Source organism: Streptococcus equinus, from assembly GCF_900104225.1.
Taxonomy (GTDB): domain Bacteria; phylum Bacillota; class Bacilli; order Lactobacillales; family Streptococcaceae; genus Streptococcus; species Streptococcus equinus_D.
In genome coordinates, this window is record NZ_FNJK01000009.1 from 38,208 (window position 1) to 44,837 (window position 6,630).

Here is a 6,630-nt window from a genome sequence, read left to right on the forward strand (position 1 = left end):
ATAATAATGGCTCAAATTAAAATTACTTTGACTAAGTCTCCAATCGGACGCATTCCTGCACAACGTAAAACAGTTGCTGCTCTTGGACTTGGTAAATTACATAGCTCAGTTGTCAAAGAAGATACTCCAGCTATCCGTGGAATGATTACTTCAGTTTCACACTTGGTAACTGTTGAAGATGTTAAATAATTAACATTAAATAAATTTTAGGTTTAAGTCGCAAGGGATACTCTTGCGACTTAAACTAGATATAGTATAGGCGAGTTTCTATGGGGAGTCCTTTCCCCTCATAGAGGCGCTAGCATTTTACAAATAAGGAGAAAATAATAATGAAACTTCATGAACTTAAACCTGCTGAAGGTTCTCGTAAAGTACGTAACCGTGTAGGTCGTGGTACATCATCTGGTAACGGTAAAACTGCAGGACGCGGTCAAAAAGGTCAAAAAGCTCGTAGTGGTGGTAAAGTACGTCTTGGTTTTGAAGGTGGACAAACTCCATTGTTCCGTCGTATGCCAAAACGTGGTTTCTTGAACATCAACGCTAAAGAATACGCTCTTGTAAACCTTGATCAACTTAACGTTTTCGAAGATGGTACAGAAGTAACACCAGTTGTTCTTAAAGAAGCTGGAATCATTCGTGCTGAAAAATCAGGTGTTAAAGTTCTTGGTAACGGCGAATTGACTAAAAAATTGACTGTTAAAGCAGCTAAATTCTCTAAATCTGCTGAAGCAGCTATCACTGCAAAAGGTGGTTCAATCGAAGTCATCTAATTAAGGAGGACTCGGTATGTTCTTTAAATTACTTAAAGATGCACTAAAGGTAAAAAATGTTAGAAATAAAATTTTCTTTACACTTTTTATCATCTTTGTTTTCCGTGTTGGAACACATATTACTGTGCCAGGTATCAATGCTAAGAGTCTTGATCAACTAGGTGAGCTTCCCTTTCTAAATATGTTGAACCTTGTTTCTGGTAATGCTATGAGTAACTTCTCTGTATTCTCAATGGGTGTTAGCCCGTACATCACAGCATCTATCATTGTTCAACTGTTGCAAATGGATATTTTACCTAAGTTTGTTGAGTGGAGCAAACAAGGTGAAGTTGGACGTCGTAAGTTAAATCAGGCGACTCGCTATATTTCCCTTGTCTTAGCTTTTATTCAATCAATCGGGATTACAGCAGGTTTTAATACTTTATCAAGTATTGCATTGGTGTCAACACCAAATGTTAAAACTTACATTTTAATTGGTGCCTTGCTAACTACCGGTAGTATGATTGTGACATGGCTCGGTGAACAAATCACCGACAAAGGTTTCGGGAATGGTGTTTCAATGATTATCTTCGCAGGTATCATTTCATCAATTCCAAATGCTATTTCAACAATCTATGAAGATTTCTTTGTAAACGTTCGTTCAAGTGATTTAATATCTTCATATATCTTCGTAGCTTTGTTAATAGTAGCTGTATTGGCAATTGTGTTCTTTACAACCTTTGTCCAACAAGCAGAATATAAAATTCCAATCCAATATACAAAGCTTGTTCAAGGTGCACCAACAAGTTCTTATCTTCCTTTAAAAATTAATCCGGCTGGCGTCATTCCCGTTATATTTGCCAGCTCGATTACAACGATTCCAAGTACGATTATTCCGTTGATTTCAAATGGACATGATATTCCTTGGCTTACAACTCTAGAATCATACTTGAATTACCAAACACCGATCGGAATGGTAATTTACGCAGTACTAATTATTTTATTCTCATTCTTCTATACTTTTGTTCAAGTTAATCCTGAAAAAACAGCAGAAAACTTGCAAAAAGGTGCGTCATATATTCCTAGTGTTCGACCTGGACGCGAAACAGAAGAATATCTTTCTTCACTATTGAAGAAATTAGCTACTGTAGGTTCAATATTCTTGGCGTTTATTTCATTAACACCAATTATTGCACAACAAGCTATGAATTTATCTAGCAGTATTGCCCTTGGAGGAACAAGTCTTCTTATCTTGATTTCAACAGGCATTGAAGGAATGAAACAACTTGAAGGTTATCTCTTGAAGAGACAGTATGTTGGTTTCATGAACACAGCAGAATAGAATATAGGTTGACCTAGTCAACCTTTCTATTTTGTTTTTGAATAAGTTTAGCACTTCGGTGTTAAATTTATTTAAAAATAAAATAAGGAGAGTATCATGAATCTTTTAATCATGGGTTTACCAGGTGCTGGTAAAGGGACTCAAGCAGCAAAAATCGTTGAAGAATTCGGCGTTGCACACATTTCTACCGGAGATATGTTCCGTGCTGCAATGGCAAACAAAACTGAAATGGGTGTTCTTGCTAAATCATTCATCGATAAAGGTGAACTTGTACCTGACGAAGTAACTAACGGTATTGTTAAAGAACGTTTGGCGCAAGCTGATATCGCTGAAAAAGGTTTCTTGCTTGATGGTTACCCACGTACTATCGAACAAGCACATGCTTTGGATGAAACACTTAAAAATTTGGATCTTAAATTAGACGGTGTTATTAACATTGATGTTAATCCAGACAGCTTGATTGAACGCTTATCTGGCCGCTTTATTTGCCGTTCTTGTGGAGCAACATACCACAAAGTATTCAATCCAACAAAAGTTGAAGGAACTTGTGATGCATGTGGCGGACACGAATTCTACCAACGTGAAGATGACAAACCTGAAACTGTAAAACGTCGTCTTGATGTTAATATTGCTCAAGGTGCACCAATCATTGAACACTATCGTAAAGCTGGTATTGTTTTTGATATTCAAGGTAACCAAGACATCAATGATGTATTTGCTGACATTGAAAAAGCAATCTCATCATTAAAATAATTTAAGAGTTTCTACTTGCACAAGTAGAAGAGTCGTGATATAATAGGCTAGTCTGGCTTATAATTGTTACCTCTGTGCTCAGAGGACATCAAATCGAAATTTAGGGGGTACTTTTGCGTGGCAAAAGAAGATGTGATTGAAATTGAAGGTAAAGTTGTTGAGACGATGCCTAATGCTATGTTTACTGTTGAATTAGAAAATGGACACCAAATCTTGGCAACTGTATCAGGAAAAATCCGTAAAAACTACATTCGTATTTTGGTAGGTGACCGTGTTACTGTTGAAATGAGTCCGTACGATTTAACACGTGGACGTATCACATACCGCTTTAAATAATCGAAATAATTGGAGGGATTAAAAAAATGAAGGTAAGACCATCAGTTAAACCAATTTGCGAATACTGTAAAGTTATTCGTCGTAACGGTCGTGTTATGGTAATTTGTCCATCAAATCCAAAACACAAACAACGTCAAGGATAATATAGAAAGGAGAAAAAATGGCTCGTATTGCTGGAGTTGATATTCCAAATGAAAAACGTGTAGTAATTTCACTTACTTATGTATATGGTATCGGTCTTGCAACTTCTAAGAAAATCTTAGCAGCTGCTGGTGTTTCTGAAGACATCCGTGTTAAAGATTTGACATCAGATCAAGAAGATGCTATCCGTCGTGAAGTTGATGCAATTAAAGTTGAAGGTGACCTTCGTCGTGAAGTGAACATGAACATCAAACGTTTGATGGAAATTGGTTCATACCGTGGTATTCGTCACCGTCGTGGACTTCCTGTCCGTGGTCAAAACACTAAAAATAACGCTCGCACTCGTAAAGGTAAAGCTGTTGCGATTGCTGGTAAGAAAAAATAAAATAGGAGGTAAAAAAATTGGCTAAACCAACACGTAAACGTCGTGTGAAAAAGAACATCGAATCTGGTGTTGCTCATATTCACGCTACATTCAATAACACTATTGTTATGATTACAGATGTGCACGGTAATGCAATTGCTTGGTCATCAGCTGGTGCTCTTGGATTCAAAGGTTCTCGTAAATCTACTCCATTCGCTGCACAAATGGCTGCTGAAGCTGCTGCTAAATCTGCACAAGAACATGGTCTTAAAACTGTTGAAGTTACTGTAAAAGGTCCTGGTTCAGGTCGTGAGTCTGCTATTCGTGCTCTTGCTGCTGCTGGTCTTGAAGTGACTTCAATCCGTGACGTTACTCCTGTGCCACACAATGGTGCTCGTCCTCCAAAACGTCGTCGTGTGTAATCATAATTGTTAATAGTACACAAGATTCGTTTCGAGGGAGTATAATAAATGATTGAGTTTGAAAAACCAATAATAACAAAAATTGATGAAAATAAAGATTACGGCAGATTTGTCATCGAACCACTTGAACGTGGATACGGGACAACTCTAGGTAATTCTCTTCGTCGTGTACTCTTGTCTTCACTCCCAGGTGCGGCAGTAACATCAATTAAAATTGATGGAGTACTCCACGAATTTGACACTATTCCAGGTGTACGCGAAGATGTTATGCAAATCATCCTTAATATTAAAGGACTTGCAGTAAAATCTTATGTTGATGATGAAAAAATTATCGAACTTGATGTTGAAGGTCCAGCAGAAGTTACTGCAGGAGATATTTTAACAGATAGCGATGTTGAAATCGTCAACCCAGACCACTATCTCTTTACAATCGCTGAAGGACACAGTTTGAAAGCTACAATGACTGTTGCTAAAAAACGTGGTTACGTTCCAGCAGAAGGTAATAAAAAAGAAGATGCTCCAGTGGGAACATTGGCTGTAGACTCTATCTACACACCAGTGAAAAAAGTTAATTATCAAGTTGAACCTGCTCGCGTAGGTAGCAATGATGGCTTTGATAAATTAACAATCGAAATCATGACAAATGGCACAATCATTCCTGAAGATGCTTTAGGTCTATCTGCACGCGTTTTGATTGAACACTTGAATTTGTTTACTGACCTTACTGAAGTGGCTAAAAACACTGATGTGATGAAAGAAACAGAAAAAGTTAACGATGAAAAAGTGCTTGACCGTACTATCGAAGAACTTGATTTGTCAGTCCGCTCATATAACTGTCTTAAACGTGCAGGTATCAATACTGTATTTGATTTGACAGAAAAAACTGAGCCTGAAATGATGAAAGTCCGTAACCTTGGTCGTAAGAGCCTTGAAGAAGTTAAAGTTAAACTTGCTGATCTTGGACTCGGACTCAAAAACGATAAATAATATAGGAGGATAAAATGGCTTACCGTAAACTAGGACGCACTAGCTCACAACGTAAAGCAATGCTTCGTGATTTGACAACAGATCTTTTGATTAACGAATCTATTGTAACTACAGAAGCTCGTGCTAAAGAAATCCGCAAAACAGTTGAAAAAATGATTACTTTAGGTAAACGTGGTGATCTTCATGCTCGTCGTCAAGCTGCTGCTTTCGTTCGCAATGAAATTGCATCTGAAAACTTTGATGAAGCTACTGAAAAATACACTTCACAAACAGCACTTCAAAAACTTTTCGATGAAATCGCACCTCGTTACGCAGAACGCAACGGTGGATACACTCGTATTCTTAAAACTGAACCTCGCCGTGGTGATGCTGCTCCAATGGCAATCATTGAATTAGTATAATTTTTATCAATTTTGTTGAGTGTTATGATGATGGAACTCTTGGGTTCTTAGTCTAGCTCTGGTCTACCGCTAGGGATTTTCCCTAGCGGGAACACTCATCATATTGGTGATTTAGTAACGCTTGTTTACGAAATGTCTCTAGATTAGAAACACTTCGTAAGCAGGCGTTTTTCTATTTCTATTATTCACTGTTATGCAAGATTATCTTAAAGGCTCAAAATCACATTTTTGATACATTTTAGTGTTTCACAAGAAATATGTGAGATAAATGTTTTAAAGGCGTTATATGGGCATTATACAGGAATTTAGAGGCCCTTTATGAAAAAGCGACTAAATAGGGTATAAAATGGCCTTAAATGGCGTTTAAGCCCCCTTTGATTATGTAGTCACGTGTTTTTTAGTGTTTAGTTTAGATGCATGATAACTGATTAAAATATTTATTTCTTGAAATAGTGAGGTCTGATAATATGAAACTTGATGATTTGATAATCAAGATAGTTAAAGATATAAGTATAGAAATTGCTGGTTATTACCAAAAAAGGCTACATCGACGTGTTTGGCTAAATAAGCAGAGAAAGTTGTGGAGCAAATTTTGAATTGGAAGAAATGATATTGTCCTTAAAAAGTCGAACGTGGAAGGATGAAAGTTACCATTTTATTGGTATTACGACTATGATAAATTGATAAAAAGTAAGAGAAATAAGACAGAAAAGTTACTTTTTTGAACTTTAAAATATCAAAGAAAACCTACTATGACAGGTTTTGTGACATTGTTACAAAAAAATATCAAAAAACTATCAAAAAAGTGTTGACAGTGAAAGTTAAGTTTAGTATACTAAATAAGCTGTTGTTTGAGGCAGCAAACATTTCAGAAGGCTTTAAAAAAACTTAAAAAAAGTTCTTGACAAAGCGTGATAGAAATGATAAACTAATATAGCTGTTGTCCGAGAGGATAGCGGTAACAAGTTTGAAACAAGTTTGAAAATTTCTTGAAAAAGGTGTTGACAACAAGTTTTAAATTTGATAGAATATAGAAGTTGTCTCTGATGAGACAAAGACCTTTGAAAACTGAACAATACGAACCAAACGTGCGGGTTACGGAAGTAACCTGTCAAAGAAACGATAAATCTGTCAG

The 6,630-nt window shown here is 36.6% G+C and carries 10 protein-coding genes; all 10 read left to right on the forward strand.

What is annotated here, in order from left to right:
- Positions 1-6 precede the first annotated feature (6 nt).
- The gene (rpmD, locus tag BLP98_RS08795) at positions 7-189 is read left to right on the forward strand and encodes a 50S ribosomal protein L30 (RefSeq protein ID WP_074482939.1); all 183 of its coding nucleotides are present in this window, start codon (positions 7-9) and stop codon (positions 187-189) included.
- 140 nt (positions 190-329) lie between these two features.
- Entirely contained in the window at positions 330-770 is a 441-nt protein-coding gene (gene rplO / locus BLP98_RS08800; RefSeq protein WP_003067203.1) for a 50S ribosomal protein L15, read from the forward strand.
- 16 nt (positions 771-786) lie between these two features.
- Positions 787-2,091, forward strand: a complete 1,305-nt coding sequence (secY, locus tag BLP98_RS08805) for a preprotein translocase subunit SecY (protein WP_074482940.1) — start codon at positions 787-789, stop codon at positions 2,089-2,091.
- Between the two features lie 96 nt (positions 2,092-2,187).
- The gene (locus BLP98_RS08810) at positions 2,188-2,844 is read left to right on the forward strand and encodes an adenylate kinase (RefSeq protein WP_074482941.1); all 657 of its coding nucleotides are present in this window, start codon (positions 2,188-2,190) and stop codon (positions 2,842-2,844) included.
- 117 nt (positions 2,845-2,961) lie between these two features.
- Entirely contained in the window at positions 2,962-3,180 is a 219-nt protein-coding gene (gene infA, locus BLP98_RS08815) for a translation initiation factor IF-1 (protein WP_001040189.1), read from the forward strand.
- A gap of 26 nt (positions 3,181-3,206) precedes the next feature.
- Positions 3,207-3,323, forward strand: a complete 117-nt coding sequence (gene rpmJ, locus BLP98_RS08820; RefSeq protein WP_002959355.1) for a 50S ribosomal protein L36 — start codon at positions 3,207-3,209, stop codon at positions 3,321-3,323.
- Between the two features lie 17 nt (positions 3,324-3,340).
- Entirely contained in the window at positions 3,341-3,706 is a 366-nt protein-coding gene (gene rpsM / locus BLP98_RS08825; RefSeq protein ID WP_003067196.1) for a 30S ribosomal protein S13, read from the forward strand.
- Between the two features lie 17 nt (positions 3,707-3,723).
- Positions 3,724-4,107, forward strand: a complete 384-nt coding sequence (gene rpsK, locus BLP98_RS08830) for a 30S ribosomal protein S11 (RefSeq protein WP_003062885.1) — start codon at positions 3,724-3,726, stop codon at positions 4,105-4,107.
- Positions 4,108-4,155: 48 nt separating this feature from the next.
- Positions 4,156-5,094 carry a DNA-directed RNA polymerase subunit alpha gene (locus BLP98_RS08835; RefSeq protein WP_009853219.1) on the forward strand — a complete coding sequence of 313 codons (939 nt, stop codon included), beginning with the start codon at positions 4,156-4,158 and terminating at the stop codon, positions 5,092-5,094.
- A gap of 14 nt (positions 5,095-5,108) precedes the next feature.
- Positions 5,109-5,495, forward strand: a complete 387-nt coding sequence (gene rplQ / locus BLP98_RS08840) for a 50S ribosomal protein L17 (RefSeq protein WP_003062890.1) — start codon at positions 5,109-5,111, stop codon at positions 5,493-5,495.
- The last annotated feature ends 1,135 nt before the right edge of the window (positions 5,496-6,630 follow it).